Genomic DNA, 22,880 nt, shown 5'->3' on the forward strand with positions numbered 1-22,880 from the left:
TTTCGCTTTCACGGGCTAAACGCCCATTTTGCTGAAAATTTCTAAGGATAATCATGAAAAAATTCTCCGTACGGGGCGTGATATACGTGCTCGTAATTTTGCTTGGCCTATTCAGCGCCTTGCCTAACCTGCTGCCCGCGTCTGCGCAGCAGAAACTGCCAAACTGGTATACCCAAAATCAGCTATCGCTGGGATTGGATTTACAGGGTGGTTCTCATCTTTTGCTCACTGCGGATACGGCCCCGCTGTTCGACAAAGCCTTTGACGATATGCGTGAAAGTCTGTTTAAACAGTTTCGCGATGCGGGTATTCGCTATCAGGTGCAGTCGGCGGCGAACCATCACCTTCAGTTCACCTTGATGGCGAATGCTAATGCACAGAAAGCGTGGGATATTCTCACTGCTTATCGCTACAGCACTGAGGGTAAACCTCAGTTCGCTATAGACCGCAACGACAATGTGATTTCGGTTGCGCTTACCGATGAATACAAAACAGCGCTGGTGAACGATGCCATGGCGCGAAGTGTGGAAGTGGTGCGCCGCCGACTGGATGAAACCGGGCTTGTCGATCCCAGTATCTCCCGGCAGGGCGATGACGGTGTATTAGTGCAAATGCCGGGTGTGACCGACCCCTCAGCTATTCGAGATCTCCTTGGCACCACCGCGCAAATGCGCTTCCACTGGGTAACCGACGGCAGTCAGCGAACCGGCGTTATTCGTGTTCCCGACATGCAAGGGAACACCACCTACACATTGGAAAAGCGGGTGGCGATGGAAGGCGAACACATTAGTGATGCCCAGCTAGCGTTCGACCCCAACACCGGCAACCCTGTCGTAAACTTTAAACTCGATAGTGTGGGCGGCAGCCTGTTTGCCGACATGACTCGTTCGCATATTGGTGTGCCTTTGGCGGTGGTGCTCGACGGCAAAGTGATTACAGCGCCGGTGATAAGAGCAGTTATTGGCGCAGGTGGCGGTGAAATAAGCGGTGACTTCACCGCTAACGAAGCAAAAGAGCTGGCGCTTTTACTGCGGGCGGGGGCATTACCTATGCCTCTGCATGTTATTGAAGAGCGTACGGTTGGGCCGGATTTAGGCAGTGATGCTATTGAAATGGGATTAACCACCGGCCTCATTGGTGCTGCTATGGTGTTAGCACTGATGGTGGTACTGTACGGCCGTTGGGGCGTGATTGCCTGTACCAGTCTGGCAATTAACATTGGTATGTTGTTTGGTGTGCTCAGTGTGTTTGGTGCCACTCTCACTTTGCCCGGTATCGCAGGGATAATTCTAACGTTGGGCATGGCGGTTGATGCCAATATTCTGATAAACGAGCGCATAAAGGAAGAATCCCGACGCGGTAAACCTGCGGGCACGGCTATAAGGGCTGGCTTCGACAAAGCGTGGTCAACGATTCTCGATTCCAGTCTAACTACGCTCATTGCTGTAAGTTTGCTGTTTATGTTTGGTAGCGGCCCGGTGAAAGGGTTCGCCATTACCATTGGCATTGGTTTGTTCACGAGTATGTTCACCGCTATCGCGGTCACCCGAATGCTAATTTCAGCCTCCACCCACGGCAAAGAGCGTCAGGTACTGCAGTTCCCCGGTTATGGTTGGTTCAAACGAAAAGCCGGAACCCCGATAAACTTTCTTCGGGGACGCGTCACCGGCTTATGTGTTTCTGCATTTTTGTCGGTGGCTTCAGTGCTGGCCTTTTTTACGCCCGGTTTGCAGTACGGCGTTGATTTTACAGGTGGCACACTGGTCGAGGTAAGCACGCAGCAGGTCCAGGTTGATGCACTGCGCAGCGCTTTTGAAGCCAATGGTATCGAAGGCGTGTCTATACAGGAGTTTGGCAATCAGGGGGACTACCTGATTCGTGTGCCCGTTGCAGACAGTCCAAATAAGGCCAATGCGGAAGGTGTGAATACTGAGCAATCTGAACCCGATACGAGCCGTCAGGTCGCGCAGTCGGGTCAGGTAGCAGCAGTAAAACAGGTCGTGCAAAGCCTTGATGAAGACGCAACCTTTCCCCGTGTTGATATGGTGGGCTCAAAAGTCAGTGGTGGCTTTGCAGATGCTTCTATTTTAGCAGTATTGATTGCGGGCGGTGGCATTCTGGCCTATTTATGGCTGTGCTTCGAAAGTCACTTTGCTTTAGCGGCCACCGCCACCATTGCGCTAGACCTCACCAAAACCATTGGTTTCTTTGCGCTCACCGGGCTGGAGTTCAATCTTACTGCGGTGGCTGCCTTACTGGCACTGATTGGTTATTCTATCAACGATAAGGTCGTGGTATTTGACCGGATCCGCGAAGGATTCCGTATGACACCGGATAAACCCATTGAGGAGGTGCTCAATAGCAGTATCACCGCAACGTTAAGCCGTACGGTGTTTACCTCATTAACCACGTTGCTGGCATTGTTACCTATGGGCATTGCTGGCGGGGCGTCGGTCGTGAGTTTTGCGCTGCCCATGCTATTTGGCATCGTTATTGGCACCAGTTCCTCTATATTTGTTGCATCACCTATTCTTTATTACCTCGGTAAACGCCGTAAGGCAAAAGGACTGGCGCAACTGCGTCCAACATCAGAAGAAATCAGGGAGTCGCTGGCGCACATTCCCTGACACTGACAATGCAGAGCCATTATGGCTCTGCATTGTGAACGATTACCCTGCCAACAGGGTCTGTTATTACTGTAGGAACACGAAACACATGACTGGGGTTTAAAGGAGTACCGGTATGTTTACCATTGATTATCAAATCCTTATCGCATCGGTATTACTCTTTGTCGGCATACTGTCGAGTAAATTGTCACCCCGACTCGGATTACCTCTGCTGGTGGTATTCCTGCTGGTGGGAATGTTCGCCGGCGAAGACGGCCTTGGCTTATCTTTCGATAATGCTGGTGTAGCCCATGCATTAGGTACGCTGGCACTGGCGATGATCCTGTTTGATGGTGGTCTGCAAACCTCATTTTCTTCCATTAAGCTAGTGTGGAAGCCCGCATCCATCCTGGCAACCTTAGGTGTGGCAATTACCGCCGGGGTAACTGGCTTTGCTGCTGCCCATATTCTCGGTGTGCCGCCCATGGTGGGCTTTTTGATAGGCGCCATTGTGGGTTCAACCGATGCCGCGGCGGTATTTTCCATTTTGCGCAATGCCGGTGTATATCTAAGCCCGCGCTTAAAAGCCACCCTGGAAATTGAAAGTGCTTCCAACGATCCCATGGCAATCTTCCTTACCGTGGGCATTCTTGAACTTCTTACGCATCAAATGGAGCCGGGTTGGGATTTAGCCATGCTATTTGCTATGCAAATGGGCATTGGTACGCTGGTGGGTTTAAGTATTGGCTGGCTTGCAGTGAAGCTGATTAACCGCATTACGCTGGGGGCGCCTGGGTTGTATCCAGTGCTGGTTGCCGTATGCGGTTTCCTTACGTTCGGGATATCCGCAAGTCTTGGCGGCAGCGGCTTCCTCGCAACTTTTATTGCCGGTGTTTTCATTGGAAACAGTCGTTTTGTACTCAAACGCGCCACCTTCATGTTTCACGATGGTCTGGCGTGGATGAGTCAAATAGGCATGTTTGTTATGCTGGGATTGCTGGTGAATCCCAAATCTCTGCTCGATGTCTGGGCAGAAGGCTTACTGATTGCCGCCGTACTGATATTTGTAGCACGGCCGCTAGCAGTGGCGCCATTTATGGCGATGGCAGGTTTTAACAAGCGTGAGATTGGCCTGTTGTCCTGGGTTGGGCTTCGGGGTTCTGTTCCAATTATCCTGGCGATATTTCCTTTGCTGTTCGACATTCCGCAAGCGTATTTGATTTTCAATGTGGTGTTCTTTGTGGTGCTAATATCCGCCACCTTGCAAGGTTCTACGCTACCGTGGATGGCGCGAAAGCTGAAGTTGCTGGAAAGTGCCCCGGTTACGCCCTCAGCCACATTAGAAATTAGCTCACTGGGCGATGTAAACGCCGATATCGTGCAGTACACCCTTGGTGATAAAGCCAAGGCGGTAAACCGCACTCTGGGCGAACTAGCGTTACCAGAAGGGGCGGTGGTTGCGATGATCACACGGGGCGACGCGGTATTTCCGCCACGGGGTTCTACCATGCTGTTACCGGGCGATCACATCTTTATTCTAATCCGGCCGGGTCTGAAACCTTTTGTCGACAATATCTTTTCACACATACAAAGTCTGGAGAAAGCCCATTTTTCCCGCAGCGAACTGGTCATAAAAGGGGTCGCTAAGATGAGTGAAATCAGTCACGCCTATAATCTGGATTTCCCATTGCCGGAAGACGAGATGGAATTGACGTTGAATGAGTTTCTGAAAAAGCATCTGGGGAATCCCCTCAGTGAAGGGCAAGCGCTAAGTCATGATTTTGGATTGTTTGAAATAAAGCATGTGCGCAACGGTTACGCCATGGCTGTGCAATTTCGCCCGACAGTATGAGTGGTGTTTAGATACGAGAGCGTGTGAACAAAAAAATGCCGACACACGTTACTGTGCGTCGGCATGTTTTTTAATGCTGATTTTTTGCTAAGCGGATTAGTGGCTGGCGGCGTATTTTTCTACTTCAGACCATACCCGTAGCAGGTTGGCGCTGAGTACTTTCTCAATGTCTGTACGAGAATAGCCGCGATCTAACATGCCTTGGATGAGGTTCGGGTAAGACGATACATCTTTCAAGCCCACCGGCAGCGAATCACCGACGCCATCATAATCAGACCCAATACCAACATGGTCAATGCCGATCAGTTCCACCACGTGATCGATATGGTCCAACACTTGCTCAAGAGTGGAATACGGATAAGGATTCTCTTCACGATATTTCTTATCAAATTCCGCCACCTGCGGGCTATCTTCACCCACTTCCTTAATTAACGCATTTTTGCGCTTAGTCAGATTATTGCGCCAATCCTGGGTTTCTTTGGAAACAAAGCTAGAGCCAAAGTTAATCATGATCACACCGTTATTTTCTCCCAGTGCTTTCACCATCTTGTCGTCCATATTCCGCTCAAATCCTGGCGTGTATTTACGTAAGGATGAGTGGGAAGCAATAACCGGCACCTTGCTGATTTCAATGGCCTGATAGAAAGCTTCATCTGACACGTGACTGATGTCTACCATGATGCCTAAATTGTTCATTTCTACCACCACCTCTTTACCGAATGGGCTCAAACCGTGCCACTGGCGACGTAAGTCGTAAGATGAATCAGAAATATGGTTGCTGAGCGAGTGGGCGAGAGTGATATAGCGTATACCGCGCTCGTAAAAGGTCTTCAGGTTTTCCATACTGCCTTGTAAGGGGGAACCGTTTTCCATACCCATTGGTAAAGAGATTAAGCCTTCCTTAAATTGTGCTTTTACATCTGCGACCGACTTTGCGATAGCAAATTTATCCGGTGAGCGGTACACCATGGCTTCAACCAAGTCGATCAACTGGTGAGCAACGGCGGTAGATTCCGCAGAGTTGTCTAAACTCGCTGGCACGTAAATCGACATGAAAGGCGCGGTAAGTCCGCCTTTCTTCGCACGAGGGTAATCAAAGTCACCGCCTTTGGTGGCAACGCTGACATCTTCCCATTTTTTATGCACACGATACGGCACGTCAATATGCCCGTCGACAATGATATTCTCTTGCGCAATCTGGTTTGCCTGCGCCGATACTTTGATTGGCGCATCTGCATGACTGCTGAAACTTGCCAGTGACAGCATGGCTGGAATGATAAGCGCCAGTGTCGATTTCCTTGCTACGATTGTGTTGCCGAGTCGCCCCATGTTATTTCCCTTCATCATTATTGTGTTTTTAAGTGCTGCTCTAAGAATGCAGCGAGTTCCCGATAAAAAATAATCCTGTTTTCCAGCTTACTTACACCGTGGCCTTCATCAGGAAAGCGCAAATAAGTGACAGGTATGTTTTTGTCCCGAAGGATTTTTACCATGCGATCGGATTCTGTTACCGGATCACGGGGATCGTTAGCGCCATGCTCATAAAACATCGGTGCTTTAATATCGTTAACGGTGTTTATAGGTGAGTTTACGGCGTAAAAGTCCTGCCATTTTTGTTCACGGATATCGCCATACTCAATGCGGTCTGACGCCATGAGGGCAGGCGATGCACTTTTTAACGCTCGTACCCAGTCTGATACCCCAACAAACGAGGCGCCGGCTTTAAAAGCATCGGGGTATTTACCCATTACCGCATTCACCATGTAACCGCCGTAAGAGCCACCCATCACCGCGGCGTTGTTGGCATCTAAACGGTTGTCTGTTTTCATCCACGTTAGCGCATCGACCAGGTCGCGCACACTATCGAGACGTTTTTCCTGGTTATCTAAACGGGTGAATGTTTTGCCGTAGCCGGTAGAGCCACGCACATTGATATCGAGCACCGCTATACCTTTACCAACCAGGTACTGCGTTAGCGGTTGCCAGCCCATTTTGGCTTGAGAAGTAGGGCCCCCGTGAACATCGATAACCACCGGTGCCTGGCCTTCTCGCCCTTTTGGCATATAGAGTTGTCCGTGCAGTGTGACACCGTCGCGGGCCGGAAAGCTAACCTGCACTGGGTTAACCAGGTTCTTACGGGAAATACCGGCCATTTCAGCACGATATACCACGGTTTGCTGCATACTCTGCACATCGATTAGGTAAACCTCACCCGGCGAAGTTGCACTGTTAATGCTAACCAGAACGTTGGCGCTGTCTTTGGTACAGCTAATTGAGTAATCGCCGTCTGGCAGCGGAATTTCGCTGGTTTCAATACTGCCAACCGGTTTCTTTAAAAGGGTATCGATACCGTCGCGATTCTCGGTCCACAGAAGCATGGAATCCTGTCCGCAAACGATAAAGTCATCAATATCGAACTGGCTACCAATAACGTGTTTGGTTTTTTTGCTGGCTGGGTCGTAAGCGAAAATGGCTTTCATCTCACGGTTTAAATTCGATACGAAATATAACTTGTTGCCATCATCGGTCCAGTGAAACTCACCAAAAGCGGCGGCTACATCAGGTTTAAATAATGGACGAAGTTCCCCACTTTCTGCAGACAACATATAAACGTCTTCGGCATCCTCGCCCCGGGTCTCTGTCACGATTATTTCGTCAGAACCGGGTCGCCACGCTTGTGGAAAATATCCAAATTCAGCCTGAAATATCATTTTGTTCTCACCGGTTTTCATATCGTGCAGGTAGATATCAAAATCTCGGCCGTTGCGCTCTGTCGATGCGTAAGTGAATTTTTCTCCGTCGTTGGAAAAACTGCCGAATGAACGAAAGCCGTCACTGTAAGGCAGTAAGACTTTTTCTTTTAAGCCATCGGCATTCAGAATGAAGAAAGCTTCCCGCTCGTCGCCATTGTTGTCAGCGCCGTAAATTAAGCGCTGTCCGTCGGGGTGCCAAGCGTAAAACGAAATGCCATTTCCCCAGGTCAATTGCTTCGCCTGTCCGTCGGGAAGGTTCTTAATCCAGAGTTGGCGGCGCCCGGTAACGTTATCGACAAACGCCATCTGGCTTCCGGTACTGTTTATGCTACTTTGCGATGCCCCTCGGGCAAGAAGAAAGCGTGCAATATCAACGGGCTGTTCTCCAGCCAGGCCCACATCTAAGGTTTGTGATGCAGGAATGTCAGCGGCATAAGGCCATGCTGTTTCTGGTGCAGAAAAAACGGGATGACTGAGAAAGCTCAGACCAATTAATGTGGAAAGTGTGCGAAGTGGACCCATGATGAAGCCTTTTAGTTTTTATTTTCTTCAGCCTACGAAATATTGCGCGATGCCACAATCACCTAACCATCAATAGCCGGTGCAATGGTAAATATTTCCGGTGGATGCCGGTATCGCCCTTGTGAGCATGTCTTTGCAGGAGCGGGTTGTTACTGACAAGAAAGAGGCTTGTAATAAAAGTTTAAATTTTGATATGGTTCTCAGGGCGTGACTTAAGACGGTAAATACGGGATACTGCTTGGCAACCTGTTTTACAGACTCATGCCAGTCTTAAGCAGGCAACAAGAATAATCTTCGTGGTAATCCTCTCCTCATCTGTGTTTGGTGAGTCCATTGACCAGAGTTGTTAGTGGTCGCGTGCGCAGGGACTGCAGGCTTTCACCAATAGGGCATTTCCTCTGGCGAATTCCACAATTGATTACCACCAATAAACGTAATGAGAACAGATTTATGGCTATTAACTACATTCCGCTGAATAAAGAAAAACACAAAGACTTAAAAGTAGCGGTTAACAGTGCATTTGAGTTTGCAAAACAAACTCACCTGTCTGCAGCTTCTATTCGTGAATATGCGCAGCTTGCTGCAACAATGCCTTTGGTATTTATCAAAGACCCTAAGAGCGACCGTTATCACACCGTTGCTATGCTGGGCATGGAACAGAATCAAAACCTGTTCTTGGCTACGGGTAAGTGGAAAGCACCACACGTACCAATGAACATCATGCGTTACCCTTTCGATATTCGTCCTGATGCTGACAAGCTTGGCGTTTACATCGATGAAGAGAGCAACCTGGTTGGCGCAGAAGACGGTGAGCCGTTGTTCAATGAAGATGGTACGCCGTCTGCTTTCCTGGAAAATCGTCAAAAGTTCTTAGGTGAACTGGCTAACAGTGAAATGCTGACACAACGTTTCATTGCGAAAGTTGTTGAACTGAATCTGCTTGATCCAATTCAAATTCGTCTTACTTATCAAGACGGCCAACAGCGTAACGTTACTGGTATGTTCAGCATCAACGAAAAACGTTTACTGGAACTGCCAGAAGCAACCGTGACCGATCTGCACAAACAGGGCTTCTTGGGCGCACTGTACGCAATCATGTTATCACTGGGTCAGCTGAACCGTTTGGTTGAACTGTCTAACGATACGCAAAACCCAATTGCGAACATGCAAATTGCAACGGATAACGGTCCTGCGCCAGAACAAGCGCCAACAGCGTAAATTCAACATTATGCATACGTAAAAAGCGGGCCTGGCCCGCTTTTTCTGTTTTTATACTAGGGGTGTGGCAGTTCACATCGCTCAGGCTGCGACAACTGGAATAAGATCCTCATTAATGCCGTGCCTGAGTCGGGCCTTTAAGCAATCTGCCGTTCCCGCTTCAAACTCTCGGCACGTTGACGAACGGCGCTCATAAATACCGCACCCCACCTGAAAGCCCACTTCACCGGCTAACGCCACGCATCGGGGAGATGGCTGATTCGTGCCTTTCATTGCCACCAGGTTGGGTGAAATTTTCTCTGTTAGTTCTGCCGGTACCGAGCCGCCTGCAAAAGGATCGGACTCAGACCAATAAAAAGAAACACGAAAAGTTGCGCAACACGCGCCACAGTTAATACAGGGATTCATTGCCCTTGCTTGCTCCACACTACGTGCACAACAACCAGTTTTGGACTGGGTTGGCCATCAAATACACATTCATTCGATGTCCCATGAGCGAACAGGATGAGCCAGAAAAGCCTTGTCGCTCGGACGGCGCATTATTTCAGTATTTTGTTAAAACGCAATAAGAATATGTATTACCGCATTCTTCTTAGCACCCCATCACTTATCAGGCATAATTTTCTTATTAAAGGAGATATTATGATCGCATTAGAGCAGTGCCGCGTGGCGCTATCCGATACATTTTCGTGTTTTACAGAACATTTTGACATTCAACCGCTTAAGCACGTTGCGCTGGTGGGGGCGAATGGAAGTGGGAAGTCTGCGTTAGCGGCGGTGCTGGCAGGGCAAGGCGAAGTCCTAGAGGGTGAACGCACAAGATCAGTCAGCACTGGCTGGGTGAGCACAGCTCAACAGCAAGCGCTCATCGCCGAAGAAAAGAAAAAGGACGATGCAGACATTCTTGATGTGGTTCCCGTGCCCAGCACGACCACTGAAGTGATGCTTAAACAATGCAGTAAACTCGATGCAGAGCAGCAGGCGTTTTTCGACAAACTTACGGCTGGACTGCGCATGAATCATTTTCTCGATAATGCCTTTCTTGGCCTGTCTACTGGCGAAACCCGTAAAGCGTTGTTGGTGAAAACGCTACTCGAAGCCCCGCAATTGCTTATTCTCGATGAACCCTGGGACGGATTGGACGCTGCCTCTTCTGCATTTTTGCGCGAGTTACTTGATGAACTGAGCGAAAAAATGACGATTGTGATCGTTGTTAATCGCTTGAGTGAAATTCCGAGTTTCATCAATCAATTGGTGTTAATGCAAGATTGTAAGGTCGCCTGGGCTTCTCAGGGGGATGTGGTCTCCAATGATGATCGTGAACAGATAAAACATCTGCTGCATCTTGAGAATGTGCCAACGAGTTTGCCACCCAAGGATGCTGATCGCGCTTCGCCGCAAATGAAGGATGATGAAACTACGCTGGTTGCATTGAAAGATGGCAAGGTGAGTTACGATGGCCGAGTTATCTTTTCGGATCTCAACTGGCAGGTAAACAAAAGCGAGCACTGGCAGGTAGTAGGGCCAAATGGTTCCGGGAAAACCTGTTTGTTGTCGATGATCACCGGTGATGATTCACACTGCTACACCAATGATCTAACGGTGTTTGGCTACAAGCGAGGCAGTGGCGAAAGTATCTGGGACATCAAGCAGCACATTGGACTGGTTTCAAATAGCTTTCATTTGCAGTATCGCGTGAACAGCCCGGTGTTACATGTGGTGCTTTCAGGCTTCTTTGACAGTATCGGGCTGTATGAACAGCCTACGGTAAAACAAAAACAGCTTGCCAGAGAATGGATTGCGCTTGCGGGCATGACCGATAGGCTGAACACGTCGTTCCAGTCGCTTTCATTTGGTGATCAGCGCTTGCTGCTTATCGTGCGCGCCATGGTAAAGCACCCAACACTGTTAATTCTGGACGAACCTTGTAATGGTTTGGATGAAATTAACCGGCTTAAAGTGCTCGCACTGCTTGGTATTATTGCCAAAGGCGGGGAAAGCACGCTGCTATATGTTAACCACCATAGTGAAGACCGCATTGATGGAATAGAGCGGGTGTTGAATATGCAGGATTATAATTAGCACAGTATCAATTCTAATTTGCTATCGGTGGCATTTTGGTTTTTTGTTAACGGTGTTATGTGACTTGGTCGTCCTGCTACTGGCCTGATATCTACTAATTATTTCTAATTTCATGCTTGTTTCTTAGGTTAAATGTTACATATATAACTATTATTTTAATGCCACCGGTAGCAAATGTAATTTAAATGTTATATAAATGTGTGCGAGATACGGGCATGGGATGAATGGCACCTAGCCCGACCAAACGTTCAATCGGGAAGGACAGCACATGAAATCCAAGCACACATTTAGCTACAGCAAACTTTCTAAAAGCATACTCTTAGGTTTATCGATTACATCACTCAGTTTTATTTCAACGGCGCAGGAGGCTGTTCAGAATTCGGCTGAAGAGCAAGACGGTGATGTTGAAGTCATTGCGGTTAAGGGCTTTCGCGGTGCGCTGGTAAAAGCACTTGACGCAAAACGAGACGCGTCAAACGTTCGCGAATCAATCATGGCGGAAGACATCGGTAAGTTTCCCGACCTGAACGTCGCTGAGGCCATTCAGCGCGTGCCAGGGGTCGCAATTTCCCGGGAGGGTGGTGAAGGACGTAATATTACATTGCGTGGATTCAGCCCAGGCTTTACCCGTACCACGTTAAATGGTATGGAAGTGCCTGCGGGAAGTGATGGTCTCGATTCCGGCGGTGTCACCGTGAACAGTAGTCGTTCTTTTGACTTTCATGTGTTTGCATCGGAATTGTTTAATCGAATCGATATCCAGAAAACGCAAACAGCTTCAATAGAGGAAGGGGGGATTGCTGGTACGGTTGATATGTATTCCGCAAGACCTTTCGATTACCAGGGATTTGCCTCAACGGTATCGTTGAAAGGCGGTTACAACGATCTCACTGAAGAGGTCGATCCGCGAACGGCTTTCCTGATCAGTAACACATTTGCTGATAACACCATTGGCGCACTTTTCTCTCTGGCATTGTCTGAACGAACTATTAGACAGGAAGGCTTCGGCAGTGTGCGCTGGCAACCCACTTATCAAATTGGCGATGGTACTTGGGGAGATACGTCTCAACTCACCGAAATTAATGGCACTCCAGATAATTATTGTGGGGCTGAAGAAGCCATCTCTTGTTTGTGGGTGCCCAGGCTTCCTCGTGCCGACTTCTTTGGAAACGATCAGAAGCGGATTGGCGCCACAGGTTCGTTCCAGTTCAAACCAAATGACGACATGTTATTCACGCTGGACATTCTGCATTCCGAGCTGGAAAACGATCGCCGCAGCTACAACTCTATGGAGTGGTTTATTAATCGCGGTGCACCGGGTAACTTTCAGGGGCAAACACCTTTATCGTTTACCGTCGACGAGTCGGGCCGGGTGCTAGAAGCGGCGAGTTTCGATAATGTGACATCCTGGTATGAGAGTCGTTATCAGGTTTCAGAGTCGACCTTTGATCAGGTTGTCTTATCTGGTGATTTTCAGATTAATGATTATCTTGCACTGGATGTCATGACAGGTTACGCCGCGAATGATGCAACCCGGGAAGAAATTCGCTATTACTACCGCTCTGTACCGCACTATTACGCCTATGATTATAGCAGTGGTGATGCTGCGACGGTGGACTACGGTGATTACGACACCATGGACCCGAATAATTTTCTTGATGTGATAAACGGTGGCAACCGAAACCACAGAGTTAAGAAGACAAACTACACCACCAAGATTGATTTAACTTACCTGGGTGATGGGTACGATCTGAAAACCGGCTTTGCCTTCAATGACCGCGAAGTGGATTATCGTCAGGGAGATGGCGAATTTACTGCTTTCGATCCGAGTCAGTACACTACGCCTTTCCCTTACGACGATTTCGGCAACGGCCTGGACGGAGCCACCCTGGTACCGTTCCTGGTAGCTGATTTTGAAGCGCTGGAAGCAGATGGCATTCTGACTCACAATTATACGCAGGATCTTGAATCAAGCTGGGTCGTCACGGAAGCAACCAAAGCCGTTTACGTCGAGTACAATTCTGACTTTGATGTCGCTGACATGTTGCTTCGTGTTAATGCGGGTGGCCGTTATATTCAAACCGAAGTAACCTCTGAAGCGTTAGTCAGTGGCAATCCTGTGAGTATCACCCGCGACTATGATAACTTTCTACCTTCAATCAATCTTGCGCTTGAAGTTACCGACGACTTAGTAACACGCTTGTCTTATGCCAGAAGCATGACACGGCCAAGCCTTGGCTCGCTAAATATTGCGGCTCCCAATTTTGGTTTTACAACCTTTACGGTGAGTAATCTTGGTAACCCCGGACTTGACCCTTACGAATCAAACGACATCGATTTAGCATTAGAGTGGTACTTCAGTGAAGAAGCAGTGCTTGCGTTGAATTTGTTCAGTAAGGATATTGTGACTTCGCTGGATACTGAGCTGGTGGAGCGTCTTGTTGATGAGGAGTACTGGCCGGCCATTTACAATGATCCGCAATACCAGGCAACTGCGCCGGTTGGCGATCCTGCTACTCAACTCTATACGCACAGTATTCCGGTAAATAATAATGACGGGTTTACGGTTAAAGGCTTCGAGCTTATGTACCAGCAACCTTTCACCTTCCTTGACGGCTGGATGTCTAATTTCGGGGTAGTGGCAAACCTGACTCGCGTTATTGCGGAAGACTCAACAGGCCTGTCTCCTAATTCCTATAACTTTACTTTGTATTACGAAACAGACAAATACGGTGCCCGCGTTTCGATGAACAAGCGTGATGATTATCTACTGCGGGAGCCAGGTGGCAATGGTCATGCGCAGGAAATGAAATATGGGCCTACTCATGTGGATGCATCAGCGTTTTACAATGTGAATGAGCAACTCACTCTCACGCTGGAAATTATTAACCTGACAGACGAAGTTGAGCGCATATACGGAACAGGTGATGGCGACATGGATTTGACCCGTGAATACAGTCATACCGGTTCCCAGTATTTCCTGGGCGCGCGATACACATTCTAATACTGGCTTGTGTAACCAAAGCAGGCAGCCTCGGCTGTCTGCTTTTTTTCAATAGGAGAAAGGATGCGACTCGTTTATTTGCTTTTCATGCTGTTCAGTTTCAGCACGGTTGCTCAAAATTATGAAACTCGATTAGTGGTTGCCAAAGATGGCTCAGGAGATTTCACTTCAATTCAGAATGCCATTCATGCCACTAAAGCGTTCCCGTGGACAGATATTGTCCTATTCATCAAAAACGGCACTTACAAAGAAAAAGTCAATGTTTACGCCTGGAATACCCGTCTAAAAATGATTGGTGAAAGCCGGGAACATACTATCATTACGTTTGACGACCATTTCGACAAGTTGGGACTTGGAAGAAACAGCACGTTTCACACTTATACTCTGCGTGTTGCCGGCAATGACTTCAGCGCTGAAAACCTGACAATAAGAAATACGGCGGGACCAGTGGGTCAGGCTGTTGCCCTGCATGTAGAAGCAGACAAAGCCGCTTTCTTTAATGTCAGTATTGAAGGATACCAGGACACACTCTATGTAGCAGGGGAAGGGCATCGTACTTACTTTGAAAACAGCCTTGTAACTGGGTCCGTGGATTTCATTTTCGGTGAAGGCACAGCGCTTTTTGAAAACTGTGAAATTCGATCTCTACTGAGTAATACATACGTTACCGCTGCCTCAACGCCTTTAAATCAACCTTATGGATTGGTGTTTCACAATAGCCGGTTTACTGCGCCTGACGGTGTCAACAATGTCTATTTAGGACGTCCATGGCGTCAGTTTGCAGCGACTACCATTATGAACAGTACACTCAATGGACATGTCCACCCAGCAGGCTGGCATAATTGGAGGGACCCTTCTAAAGAGACAACCAGTCGGTATGGTGTTTCAGGTAACAAAGGGGCAGGAGCAATGTCACCTAAGCGCGTATCGTGGCAACACACACTGGAGCCAGAACAAGCAGCGAAATATACCCAAGCCAACATCCTCCGGGGCTGGAATCCGAAAAAAGCGATCTAAACTCCACTTATTGATCGCTTTGCAGGCCCCGAAAAACGGGGCTTCAACCAATTATTTTTTGTTTCTTCAAAAACTTTTCACGTATCAAATCTGACTCTTTTTTAATCTTTTCAGTTACTTTACAAATAGTACTGTATATAAAAACAGTCTCCAGCCCAGTGTTTACGCGGGTTTTAGCCTTGTTTTTCCTTGACAGTGGGGAAAGTAGAGACCAAACTGTCTAGCAAGTGGGTAAATGTGGCGAATTGTGGATCGAGTCATCAACGAATTGCAGATTGGTACTCAGAAAACAAGAACAACAAGAGCACAAAAATATAAAAGGCTAGGGGAATGTTCCGCGGCGCTAATGCAATCAATCTGGATCCCAAAGGTAGACTGGCTATACCAACAAAATACCGCCAGTCACTTCTGGATGATTGTAACGGACAACTGGTCTGCACAATCGATACACAACAAAGTTGTTTGCTACTTTACCCACTTCCTGAATGGGAGGAGATCGAACTCAAACTGAGTAAGTTCTCCAGTATGGTTCCGGCTGAACGCCGGATGCAGCGGCTGCTACTTGGTTATGCCACCGAAGGTGACATGGACAAGAGCGGCCGTTTCCTTCTCCCCGCACCTTTACGTCAACACGCCAAACTCAGCAAAGAAGTCATGCTTGTCGGACAGCTTAACAAATTTGAGATCTGGGATGCAGATATCTGGGCTAAACAGATTGATGCAGATATGGAAACTGAGCGCGATGGTGCATTTGAACTTACTGATCGTCTGCAGGAATTCTCACTATGAGCAACACCCCGTTTAAACACATTTCGGTGTTGCTGGAGGAATGTATCGAGGCGTTGGCCATTAAGCCTGACGGTATCTATATCGATGCCACGTTCGGACGTGGCGGTCACTCTGCACGCATTCTCGAATCACTCGGCGAACATGGCCGCTTGATTGCGTTTGATCGCGATCCTCAAGCTATTGCTGCTGCCGAACGTTTTAAAGACGATAACCGTTTTACTATTGTGCATGAGCCGTTCGGTGAAATGGCCCGTGTTATCAACGAAATGTCGCTTACCGGTAAAATCGACGGTGTGCTGATGGATTTAGGCGTATCGTCGCCGCAACTTGATGATGCTGAGCGTGGTTTCAGCTTCATGAAAGATGGTCCCCTAGACATGCGTATGGATACCAGTCGTGGCCAGAGTGCCGCCCAGTGGCTGGCACATGCCGACGAGCAAGACATCACGCAGGTTATCAAAGAATTTGGCGAAGAGAAGTTCGGTAAGCGTATTGCGCATGCCATTGTCGAGCGCCGTAAAACTCAGCCGCTCACCCGCACTGCTGAACTGGCTGCGTTGATTGATGAAGCGGTGCCAGTGAAAGATAAATTTAAACACCCTGCAACTCGTGCATTCCAGGGGATCCGTATTTACATCAACGCGGAGCTTGATCAACTTCGTGTAGGCCTGAAAGCGGCAGTAGAAGTACTGGCAAAAGACGGCCGTTTAGCCGTTATTTCGTTCCATTCTCTTGAAGACCGCCTGGTTAAACGGTTTATGAAAGACCAAAGTCGGGGCAAGGTGGTGCCCGCAAACCTGCCTGTCACCCAGGCTGAAATCGATGCTGATAAGGTGCTCAAGGCACTTGGCAAGATGAAGCCGTCGAAGGAGGAAATTGCACAGAATGTGCGTTCCCGAAGCTCTGTGTTAAGGGTGGCCGAGAAGCTATGAGCGAGGGGCAGAATTCACGGACGACGTCTCCGACAAATTTCAGTTTAGTACTGATCCTGGTCTCCGATTTGACCCGCAACAAGTTGCGGGTTTTGTTGTATTTAATGGTTGTGTCTACCGCTATGGCGGTGGTGCTGGGGAGTCACCTGAATCGACAGCAAAATATGGCCATGGAAAACCTGATGCAGCAGAAAGATGATCTGGACGTGGAGTGGCGGAACCTGGTGCTGGAACAGCGGGCGCTTACCGAGCACAACCGCATTGAAAACGAAGTGCAGAAGCAACTTAACATGTACCGTCCTTCAGCGGACGAAGAAGTCGTGGTGAAGTTAAAATGAGCATATTTGCCCTGCCTGCGAAAAAAACGAAAAAAGGCGCTAAGCAGAACGTGACGCCTTCCTTCATGCAATGGCGTTTTATGCTGGTTATTGTGCTAGTCATTGCCGTTTTTGTGGGCCTTGGCGTGCGTGCTGCCTATATTCAAGTGATTGCGCCAGATAACCTCATTGCGCAAGGTGACAACCGGACCATGCGCACCAAAGACATGCCTACCTATCGCGGCATTATCACTGATCGCAACGGCGTGGAACTGGCGGTGAGTGTGCCGGTGCGAGCAATTTACGCCGATCCAAAAATTATCCACGAGCAAGGCGGCCTGGAGCAGTACGAACGCTGGGAAGCCCTGGCCGATGTGCTTGGCCGCGATGTTGAAGACTTGCGCAGCAAGGTGCAAAATCCAAAACGTCGGTTTGTTTACCTGCAACGTCAGGTTTCACCGGCCATGGCCGACTACGTAGACAAACTGGACATTCCCGGTATCTATCTGCGCCGTGAAAGCCGTCGTTACTATCCCAATGGTGAGGTAACAGCACAGCTTATCGGTATTACTGATGTGGACGATTCTGGTTTGGAAGGCCTGGAGCGCCAGTATGATGACTGGTTAACCGGCACGCCGGGCTCCCGGGTGATTCGTCGTGACGCTAAAGGGCGTACCGTGGAAGTACTGAAATCCACCGATGGCGAAGAAGCGGGGAATTTAAAGCTCACCATCGATCAGCGAATTCAGGCGTTAGCCTACCGCGAAATTAAAGAAGCGATGATGTATTTCCAGGCCGCCTCTGCATCGGCCATCGTGGTAGATATCCATACTGGCGATGTGCTGGCAATGGTAAACGCGCCGTCGTTTAACCCGAATGATCGCGGGAATGCGTCGCCACACCGTATGCGTAACCGCACCATTACCGATGCCTTTGAACCTGGCTCGTCATTAAAGCCCCTTGCCGTGCTGTCGGCATTGGAATACGGCAGTGTGAAAGTGGGCGATACCGTAGACACCTATCCAGGGTGGATGCGTTTGGGTGGCAGTCTGGTAAAAGATCATCGCAATCTGGGCAAACTTACGCTGGAAGAAATCATTCAGCATTCATCCAACATGGGAACGTCTAAACTGGCGCTGGGCGTACCTAAACCCTTCTTGCTGAATATGGTTTACAGCATGGGGCTGACATCTGACACCGGTATCAATATGCCCGGTGAAAGCAACGGATTATTCCATGAGCGCACGCGCTGGTCTGATTTCGAACTGGCCACCTTATCTTTCGGTTACGGTATTTCGGTAACCACCGCACAGCTAGCCCGCATGTATGCCACCCTGGCCAATGGCGGTATCAGCATGCCGCTGCGCATCGTGCAGCAGCCTGAATCTGACGTTTATCGTCCGCAGCCACAACGTGTGGTATCTGAGAAAAATGCCCGGGCGGTACTGGAAATGATGGAAAGCGTGGTGTTGCGAGGCGGTACTGCGCCAAAAGCGGCGGTACCTGGCTACCGTGTAGGTGGGAAAACCGGGACCAGCCGTAAAGCGGTTGCTGGCGGTTACGGTGATGAGTACGTGAATATTTTTGCTGGTGTGGCGCCATTGTCTGATCCGCAGATCGCCACCGTGGTGTTGATAAACGAACCGGCGGGCGATCTTTATTACGCCGGTGATACTGCTGCGCCTGTATTTTCTGAAATCATGGGTGGTGCGCTGCAACTGATGAACGTGGCACCAGACGACAAACAGGTGACTTCAACGAAATGGCTCAACGGAGGCAGCAATGGTGGTTAGCAAATTTGAGCAGAGCCTCGGCGTTCTGCTGCAAAAATTTGGAATCAGCGCGCCAGACGTTCGCATTCGGGGGCTCACCCTGGATAGCCGTCGCGTTACCCCGAAATTGGCCTTTGTGGCAGTGAAAGGCCACAGCCAGGATGGGCGTGAATTTATTCCGCAGGCTATTAGTCTGGGCGCGAAAGCCATTCTTGCGCAAACTGAAAAGGTGCGTGAGCACGGCCGTATGGAAATGCGCGGTACCACAATTATTGTGCATCTGTATGAATTAACAGACATATTGAGCTCGCTGGCTGGTGCTTTTTACGACTATCCCGCCACTAAATTGCAAACGGTAGCGGTAACCGGCACCAATGGAAAAACCTCTGTGGTGCAAATGTTGTCGCAACTTACCACACTGGGCGGAACCCGCTGTGCGGCAATAGGCACGCTGGGTGCAGGCCTGTATGAAGGCAGCAATACCGACTGGCTGCCCACCCCGGGTGGTAACACCACGCCCGACGCTATTCGGATGCAGTATTTGTTGGCAGACTTTGTGCAACACAACGCCCGTCAGGTGGCTTTTGAAGCCTCATCCCACGCCTTAGTGCAGGGGCGTCTAAGTCAGCTGAATACCGATATCGTTGTGTTTACCAACCTGTCCAGAGATCATCTCGACTATCACGGCACCATGGAAGACTACGCCGCAGCAAAGCGCCTGGCGATGAAACTTCCTGCAGTGAAAACGGTGGTGCTGAATAAAGATGATGAGGAAAGCGCGAATTGGCATAGCCATAAACCCGAAGGGGTGGAAACGGTTTGGTTTGGTTTAACCGAATTGGAAGCGCAAAAGCCCGAAGATCGCCATTGTTTGGCCACAAATGTGAAATATCATCCCGATGGTTGTCAGTTCAGACTGGTATCCAGTTGGGGAAGCCGCGACATCAACGTACCGCTTTTAGGCGCATTTAATGTGCACAACCTGCTGGCGGTAATTGCTGTGATGTTGGTGCAGGGGCAGCGTTTTGAAGATGTGGTGTCGTTGCTGCCGAAAGTGTCGCCAGTGGCAGGGCGCATGGAAGTATTCCGTTTTGAAACGCACGCTAACGTGATTGTGGATTATGCTCACACGCCGGACGCACTGGAAAAAGCTCTGCTGAGTACCCGTGACCATACCAACGGCGACGTATGGTGCGTGTTTGGTTGTGGTGGCGACAGAGACAAGGGTAAACGTCCGCTAATGGGACAGGCGGCTGAGAAAGGGGCTGATCACGTGATCATCACTACCGACAACAGCCGTTCAGAATCGCCAGCCGCTATCGCAGCAGATATTCGTACCGGACTGACACAACCGCAATGTGCGGTGGATGAGCCGGATAGAGAAAAGGCCATTCGCCACTGCCTGGAACAGGCAGCTCCGGAGGATCTGATCCTCGTGGCGGGTAAAGGCCATGAAGATTATCAGATCATCGGTGAACACAAGAACAATTATAACGAGCGCGCCGTTGTAGCACGCTTGCAAAGGGAGTACAGCTAATGATTCTGACTACACTCTCCTGGATCGCCGACAAAGTAAAAGGCACCCTGAAAGGGGATGATCAGGAAGTTAACGGGGTAAGTACCGATACCCGTACGCTGCAAAAGGGTGATGTGTATATCGCCCTGTGCGGCGATAATTTTAACGGTCACCGGTTCGTGGCATCAGCAGAAAAGGCTGGTGCCAGTGCTGTGATTGCCAGTGAAGAAATCAGCACCTCGTTGCCGGTTATTAAAGTTGCCGATACCAAGCTCGCGCTGGGTTTACTCGGTGCAGCAGTGAAGGCTGAAGTGGCACCAAGAACCATCGCGGTAACCGGTAGTAGCGGTAAAACCACAGTAAAAGAAATGACGGCGGCTATTCTTGCTCGTCGAGGCAACGTGCTGGCTACTGCCGGAAACTTCAACAACGACATTGGCGTGCCTCTGACGCTGTTACGTCTTGAGCCTGAACATGACTTCGCGGTGATGGAGCTAGGTGCCAATCATTTGGGTGAAATTGCCTATACCACCGATTTAGTGAAACCCGATGTGGCGACCATTGTGAACGCCGCGGCGTCTCACCTGGAAGGCTTCGGCAGTTTGCTTGGCGTTGCGCGGGCAAAAAGCGAGATTTTTAAAGGTTTAGGTGAATCTGGCACTGCCATTGTTAATGCTGACAGCCAGTTTGCAGAATTCTGGTTAGGTAAACTCAAATACAACCACGTACTAACATTCTCTCCACAGCAACAGAATACGGCGGATTTCACCGCTGAAGATATCACTGTTGGACTGGATGGCTGTGCTGAATTCAACATGGTGACCCCACAGGGGCAAACCGCGGTGCAACTTCGCATTCCTGGCATTCATAACGTAGGCAATGCGTTGGTTTCTGCGGCATTATCCATGCAGGTAGGTGCGACCCTTGAAGACGTGAAAGACGGCTTGCTCAATATGGCGCAAGTGAAGGGCCGCCTGAATGTTAAAGCATTATCTGCGCACTTCCGCCTGCTTGATGACACTTATAACGCTAACGTCGCCTCGGTGAATGCCGCTATCGACACACTTTCTAGTTTCTCCGGGTTACGTGTACTCATTCTGGGTGATATGGCAGAGCTTGGTGAGAAAGCGCGCTACTACCACGAGGAAGTGGGCAAATATGCGCAACAAAAAGGCATCGATTACCTGTTCACCTTGGGTGTGCTTAGCCAAAGCGCCAGCGCGGTTTACGGTGACAGCGGTTTTCATTTCAGTGACGTGGATGCGTTGATGGAAACGCTTACGGATGTGCTAATGGCCGATCAGCGTGATATTTCTGTTTTAGTTAAAGGTTCGCGAAGCTCGCGAATGGAACGGGTTGTAGATGCCATCGAGGTATCTCGCCTGGGAAAGTTTGAACGCCGTCGGGAGCGAATAGCATGTTGATGTGGCTGGCCGACTGGCTTAAACAATACGAACCGGGATTCTTTGTATTCTCGTACCTTACTCTGCGTGCCATATTAAGCACGCTCACTGCACTGGTGATTGCCATTGTAATTGGGCCAAAAATGATTCGCTGGCTACAGCGTTTGCAAATTGGCCAGACTGTCCGCGATGACGGTCCGCAAAGTCATTTGTCTAAGGCGGGTACGCCCACCATGGGCGGCTTGTTGATTTTATCTGCCATTGTGATCAGTGTGCTGCTATGGGGCGACCTCACCAATCGCTATGTGTTGGTTACCCTTGCCGTGGTGATTGGCTACGGCATCATTGGTTTTGTCGACGACTACCGCAAAGTAGTGCGTAAAGATTCAAAAGGCCTCATTGCTCGTTGGAAATACTTCTGGCAGTCAGTGATTGCGCTGGGTGTGGCGTTTTATCTTTATGCGTCGTCCACGCTGCCGCAAGAGACGTCACTACTGGTGCCATTCTTCAAGGAAGTCATGCCACAGTTGGGGCTGTTCTACCTGGTTGTGGTGTACTTTGCTGTGGTGGGCACTTCTAACGCGGTAAACCTCACCGACGGCCTCGATGGACTGGCTATTGTACCTACTATTCTGGTGGCTGGTGCGTTGTCCATATTTGCCTACGTAACAGGTAACTTTAATTTTGCCACTTATCTGAATATTCCGCACATTCCGCTGACCAGTGAATTGGTAATTGTGTGTACTGCCATCGTTGGTGCCGGTCTTGGTTTTCTCTGGTTTAACACCTATCCGGCACAGGTATTCATGGGCGATGTGGGCTCGCTGGCCCTTGGCGGTACGCTGGGTGTGTTGGCGGTACTGGTGCGTCAGGAAATCGTGCTTATTATTATGGGCGGCGTATTCGTAATGGAAACTGTATCGGTAATTCTGCAAGTGGGTTCGTTTAAGCTCCGCGGCAAGCGCATTTTCCGCATGGCGCCCATCCATCACCATTTTGAACTTAAAGGTTGGCCAGAACCCCGCGTGATTGTGCGCTTCTGGATCATTTCATTAATTCTGGTGCTGGTTGGTCTGGCAACGCTGAAGTTACGGTGA

16 protein-coding genes are annotated in these 22,880 nt (G+C 49.4%); 13 read left to right on the forward strand and 3 right to left on the reverse strand.

The features are described 5' to 3' along the window. The first annotated feature begins 53 nt into the window (after window positions 1-53). Both secD and ACXAFQ_RS10330 read left to right on the forward strand, forming a co-directional pair. Window positions 54-2,627, forward strand: a complete 2,574-nt coding sequence (secD, locus tag ACXAFQ_RS10325) for a protein translocase subunit SecD (RefSeq protein WP_474821185.1) — start codon at window positions 54-56, stop codon at window positions 2,625-2,627. Window positions 2,628-2,742: 115 nt separating this feature from the next. Beyond that, entirely contained in the window at window positions 2,743-4,458 is a 1,716-nt protein-coding gene (locus ACXAFQ_RS10330) for a potassium/proton antiporter (protein ID WP_474821189.1), read from the forward strand. Window positions 4,459-4,554: 96 nt separating this feature from the next. Here ACXAFQ_RS10330 and ACXAFQ_RS10335 read toward each other — a convergent pair whose 3' ends face one another. Continuing rightward, on the reverse strand, window positions 4,555-5,724 hold the full coding sequence (locus tag ACXAFQ_RS10335) for a dipeptidase (RefSeq protein WP_474821440.1): 1,170 nt from the start codon (window positions 5,722-5,724) through the stop codon (window positions 4,555-4,557). Window positions 5,725-5,804: 80 nt separating this feature from the next. Continuing rightward, window positions 5,805-7,733: a S9 family peptidase gene (locus tag ACXAFQ_RS10340; protein WP_474821191.1), complete on the reverse strand. Its 1,929-nt coding sequence runs from the start codon at window positions 7,731-7,733 to the stop codon at window positions 5,805-5,807. A 450-nt stretch (window positions 7,734-8,183) separates the two neighbouring features. Here ACXAFQ_RS10340 and ACXAFQ_RS10345 point away from each other — a divergent pair, with 450 nt between their 5' ends. Then, complete coding sequence (locus tag ACXAFQ_RS10345; protein WP_474821193.1) at window positions 8,184-8,951, forward strand: SapC family protein; 768 nt, start codon at window positions 8,184-8,186, stop codon at window positions 8,949-8,951. Between the two features lie 81 nt (window positions 8,952-9,032). On the opposite strand, the gene ACXAFQ_RS10350 is transcribed toward ACXAFQ_RS10345, so the two are convergent. After that, window positions 9,033-9,359 carry a YkgJ family cysteine cluster protein gene (locus tag ACXAFQ_RS10350; RefSeq protein WP_474821195.1) on the reverse strand — a complete coding sequence of 109 codons (327 nt, stop codon included), beginning with the start codon at window positions 9,357-9,359 and terminating at the stop codon, window positions 9,033-9,035. Between the two features lie 234 nt (window positions 9,360-9,593). On the opposite strand from ACXAFQ_RS10350, the gene modF reads away from it, so the two are divergent. From modF to mraY, 10 genes are all read left to right on the forward strand, one after another. Further along, window positions 9,594-11,033 (forward strand): molybdate ABC transporter ATP-binding protein ModF, encoded by a 1,440-nt coding sequence (gene modF, locus ACXAFQ_RS10355; protein WP_474821199.1) that lies wholly within the window; start codon window positions 9,594-9,596, stop codon window positions 11,031-11,033. Window positions 11,034-11,301: 268 nt separating this feature from the next. After that, window positions 11,302-14,037 carry a TonB-dependent receptor gene (locus ACXAFQ_RS10360; protein ID WP_474821204.1) on the forward strand — a complete coding sequence of 912 codons (2,736 nt, stop codon included), beginning with the start codon at window positions 11,302-11,304 and terminating at the stop codon, window positions 14,035-14,037. Window positions 14,038-14,100: 63 nt separating this feature from the next. Continuing rightward, complete coding sequence (locus ACXAFQ_RS10365; RefSeq protein WP_474821208.1) at window positions 14,101-15,054, forward strand: pectinesterase family protein; 954 nt, start codon at window positions 14,101-14,103, stop codon at window positions 15,052-15,054. A gap of 330 nt (window positions 15,055-15,384) precedes the next feature. Continuing rightward, window positions 15,385-15,843, forward strand: a complete 459-nt coding sequence (gene mraZ, locus ACXAFQ_RS10370) for a division/cell wall cluster transcriptional repressor MraZ (RefSeq protein WP_070124983.1) — start codon at window positions 15,385-15,387, stop codon at window positions 15,841-15,843. Then, on the forward strand, window positions 15,840-16,775 hold the full coding sequence (gene rsmH, locus ACXAFQ_RS10375; RefSeq protein ID WP_474821210.1) for a 16S rRNA (cytosine(1402)-N(4))-methyltransferase RsmH: 936 nt from the start codon (window positions 15,840-15,842) through the stop codon (window positions 16,773-16,775). Before mraZ ends, rsmH begins: the two co-directional genes overlap by 4 nt. Continuing rightward, a complete protein-coding gene (gene ftsL / locus ACXAFQ_RS10380) occupies window positions 16,772-17,113 on the forward strand; it encodes a cell division protein FtsL (RefSeq protein ID WP_070124987.1) in 342 nt (113 codons plus the stop codon). The genes rsmH and ftsL overlap by 4 nt, the downstream gene beginning before the upstream one ends. Next, window positions 17,110-18,885, forward strand: coding sequence for a peptidoglycan D,D-transpeptidase FtsI family protein (locus ACXAFQ_RS10385; protein ID WP_474821216.1), 1,776 nt, complete (start codon window positions 17,110-17,112; stop codon window positions 18,883-18,885). Before ftsL ends, ACXAFQ_RS10385 begins: the two co-directional genes overlap by 4 nt. After that, window positions 18,875-20,401 carry a UDP-N-acetylmuramoyl-L-alanyl-D-glutamate--2,6-diaminopimelate ligase gene (locus ACXAFQ_RS10390; protein WP_474821219.1) on the forward strand — a complete coding sequence of 509 codons (1,527 nt, stop codon included), beginning with the start codon at window positions 18,875-18,877 and terminating at the stop codon, window positions 20,399-20,401. The genes ACXAFQ_RS10385 and ACXAFQ_RS10390 overlap by 11 nt, the downstream gene beginning before the upstream one ends. Then, window positions 20,401-21,804, forward strand: coding sequence for a UDP-N-acetylmuramoyl-tripeptide--D-alanyl-D-alanine ligase (locus ACXAFQ_RS10395; RefSeq protein WP_474821222.1), 1,404 nt, complete (start codon window positions 20,401-20,403; stop codon window positions 21,802-21,804). The genes ACXAFQ_RS10390 and ACXAFQ_RS10395 overlap by 1 nt, the downstream gene beginning before the upstream one ends. After that, window positions 21,798-22,880 carry a phospho-N-acetylmuramoyl-pentapeptide-transferase gene (mraY, locus tag ACXAFQ_RS10400; RefSeq protein WP_070124995.1) on the forward strand — a complete coding sequence of 361 codons (1,083 nt, stop codon included), beginning with the start codon at window positions 21,798-21,800 and terminating at the stop codon, window positions 22,878-22,880. The genes ACXAFQ_RS10395 and mraY overlap by 7 nt, the downstream gene beginning before the upstream one ends.

Source organism: Alteromonas sp. ABH2_165, assembly GCF_056159945.1.

Excerpts from the sequence above, each read along its gene's own strand:
- ACXAFQ_RS10330 (WP_474821189.1), top strand. The coding sequence starts at position 2,743 with ATGTTTACCATTGATTATCAAATCCTTATCGCATCGGTATTACTCTTT.
- ACXAFQ_RS10340 (WP_474821191.1), bottom strand. The coding sequence starts at position 7,733 with ATGGGTCCACTTCGCACACTTTCCACATTAATTGGTCTGAGCTTTCTC.
- modF (WP_474821199.1), top strand. The coding sequence starts at position 9,594 with ATGATCGCATTAGAGCAGTGCCGCGTGGCGCTATCCGATACATTTTCG.
- mraY (WP_070124995.1), top strand. The coding sequence starts at position 21,798 with ATGTTGATGTGGCTGGCCGACTGGCTTAAACAATACGAACCGGGATTC.
- ACXAFQ_RS10395 (WP_474821222.1), top strand. The coding sequence starts at position 20,401 with ATGATTCTGACTACACTCTCCTGGATCGCCGACAAAGTAAAAGGCACC.
- secD (WP_474821185.1), top strand. The coding sequence starts at position 54 with ATGAAAAAATTCTCCGTACGGGGCGTGATATACGTGCTCGTAATTTTG.
- ACXAFQ_RS10365 (WP_474821208.1), top strand. The coding sequence starts at position 14,101 with ATGCGACTCGTTTATTTGCTTTTCATGCTGTTCAGTTTCAGCACGGTT.
- ACXAFQ_RS10390 (WP_474821219.1), top strand. The coding sequence starts at position 18,875 with ATGGTGGTTAGCAAATTTGAGCAGAGCCTCGGCGTTCTGCTGCAAAAA.
- ACXAFQ_RS10360 (WP_474821204.1), top strand. The coding sequence starts at position 11,302 with ATGAAATCCAAGCACACATTTAGCTACAGCAAACTTTCTAAAAGCATA.
- ACXAFQ_RS10345 (WP_474821193.1), top strand. The coding sequence starts at position 8,184 with ATGGCTATTAACTACATTCCGCTGAATAAAGAAAAACACAAAGACTTA.
- ACXAFQ_RS10350 (WP_474821195.1), bottom strand. The coding sequence starts at position 9,359 with ATGAATCCCTGTATTAACTGTGGCGCGTGTTGCGCAACTTTTCGTGTT.
- rsmH (WP_474821210.1), top strand. The coding sequence starts at position 15,840 with ATGAGCAACACCCCGTTTAAACACATTTCGGTGTTGCTGGAGGAATGT.
- mraZ (WP_070124983.1), top strand. The coding sequence starts at position 15,385 with ATGTTCCGCGGCGCTAATGCAATCAATCTGGATCCCAAAGGTAGACTG.
- ACXAFQ_RS10385 (WP_474821216.1), top strand. The coding sequence starts at position 17,110 with ATGAGCATATTTGCCCTGCCTGCGAAAAAAACGAAAAAAGGCGCTAAG.
- ACXAFQ_RS10335 (WP_474821440.1), bottom strand. The coding sequence starts at position 5,724 with ATGCTGTCACTGGCAAGTTTCAGCAGTCATGCAGATGCGCCAATCAAA.
- ftsL (WP_070124987.1), top strand. The coding sequence starts at position 16,772 with ATGAGCGAGGGGCAGAATTCACGGACGACGTCTCCGACAAATTTCAGT.